Source organism: Rahnella sp. P4_A8, assembly GCF_056402435.1.
Genome location: NZ_JBFUHK010000176.1, coordinates 1 through 2110 on the forward strand (window position 1 = coordinate 1; position 2110 = coordinate 2110).

1 protein-coding gene and 1 pseudogene are annotated in these 2110 nt (G+C 48.6%); both read right to left on the bottom strand.

Annotation, left to right across the window (positions count from 1 at the left end; all coding sequences use genetic code 11):
* A pseudogene (gene tppB, locus AC1DUO_RS24330) lies at nt 1–192 on the bottom strand (dipeptide/tripeptide permease); the annotation flags it as partial.
* A 582-nt stretch (nt 193–774) separates the two neighbouring features.
* Complete coding sequence (locus AC1DUO_RS24335; RefSeq protein ID WP_013576059.1) at nt 775–1977, bottom strand: CMD domain-containing protein; 1203 nt, start codon at nt 1975–1977, stop codon at nt 775–777.
* Between the last annotated feature and the right edge of the window lie 133 nt (nt 1978–2110).

Below are 2110 nucleotides of genomic sequence, written 5' to 3' on the forward strand. Positions count from 1 at the left end.
GAACAGGGTGATGGAGTCGGCTTCACTCAGGCCAAGCATTTTGACCAGGTAAACCGCCATGATCCCTTGCAGGCCGTAGTAACCGAAACGTTCCCACAATTCGATGGAGAAGATCAGGTAAAACGCTTTTGGCTGTTTGAAGGCGTTAAGACTCACGCTTTCATTGTTTGGTGTTTTGTTTGCAGTTGACACTCGTACCTCTGTTTATTCCTTCCGGCCGTATGTGGCGGAAACGCATAAGTGGCGCGAAATAAGCACCCTTTGCATTGTTATAAGATGGGATGACGGCAAGTAATGTTCACTATCTTCGTAAATGTGGCAAGGAGTTTGACATATGCTGTTACATTTAACTTATCCGACGTGATTAAACTATGTTCGAAATGTTATGCAGAATTAATGTTTATGTTTTCTAAATAGACAATATGAATATGTTGCACGAATTGTAATCACTACTCTTATAGTGCCATTGTTTTACAGGGAAATACTTAAGTGGTTTATTTGTCTGATTTGGCGTGAATATGTAGTGAATATCTCTGGGGTGTTGTGCTTTATATGGTGGTTTATGAATGGCTTGTTTGCTGCTGAAGACGCAACCAGAACGGCGCACAGTGTAATGTGATCAGTTTCTCGTTTTAACACTAAATTTTCGATTGAAAATAAGATTAATACGACTTATGCCGGTTAGGTGGCGCAGGTATTTACAATTGGCATCACCGGCAGGGGAATATCCTGCCGGAATGAGGGGAGAAAGAATGAAGGTAAACAGGTGAAGAACTACTGATTCAGGGTATCGCCCAGCGTCTGAATCAGACGGTTTGACCAGCTGAACAGCGCCGCAGTCAGCAGAATATCCAGAGATTGTGTTGCCGTATAACCTGCATCAGACAAACTATGCAGCTGGCGTGCATCAAAACGTTCCGGGGTACGGGTCAGGGCGACCACCGTTTCCAGCAAGGCAATCTCTTTTTTGTCTTGCAGATTTTTCGACAGCGTATCAACGGCATCATCGCGATGATTTTCTGCGAATAATTCGTTAATCAGCATCTCATTCCCACCCGCTTCAAGATACAAACGTCCGTGGATCCCGGCGCAATACAGACAACCGTTTAGCTGCGACGTGGCTACGGCAGCCAGTTCACGCCACGCGGCCACCGGCTGCGCACCTGCCTGCATAATATTATTAAATACCGCAGAAAACTCGCTCAGCGCGTCGGCGTCATGCACCAGCAATGTATAGAAAGAGGAAGAACGCGCATCTGGCGCGATTAAATCCAGTACATCCTGCTGATGCTGGCTGGCATTTTCCGGTACCACTTCAGGTAAACGCGACGTCCATTGCAACATCGCCAGTGAAAACCCTTTCTGCCCGCAACCTTCCGGCGAAGGAAATCCTGGCAATACGGCGGCGGCGCGACCACGTAAACCATTCAGAACCGCCAGTACGCGTGCCTGATAGCTGACAAAGCCAATCACTTGCGTAAAGGTCACGATATCGCGTGTGCTGAAACCCACGTCATAAAGCTGATGCAGCATCGGTGCAGTAATCAGGGTTGGCTGGGTTGCGAGTAATCGTGCGAACTGGGTAATGTGGGTCTGGCGGATGTTACTTTCACGGGAGGCGTCAGGGCTGGGAAGCGGGGCGAGACGGGCAGCGTAATGGCTACAAAGTGTCTGTACGCCGCTGACCTGTGCCACCGTCAGCGCACTACTGAGACGGTCATACAAGGATAATGTTTCGGTACGTGAAACCTGCAGATTGTCAGGAAACAGTACCTCATAACAGGCGCGGGAGGCTCTCAGTAGTCGCTGGCGGTCGTTAAGTAACTGGCGAAGTGTCGGGTCAAGTTGAGCATCAAGGCCCAGCAGAAAGCGATCCTGTACCAACGCAGCGTGCGGATCGAGCGGCAGATGACCATATTGGCTGGATTGTGTTTCATGATACCAGCCGCTGTGCGCGGCCTTGCGTTGTTGTTCCATGAACGGGTCCTTTCTTCAAGCCTGCTACTCAGGCAAATTATCAGACCCTATCGTTGCCGATACTGCTGCCGATATAAAATAATGTTAAGCGATAAATCATATCGAAAAGGAATAGAAGAGGGTGGATTTGCAT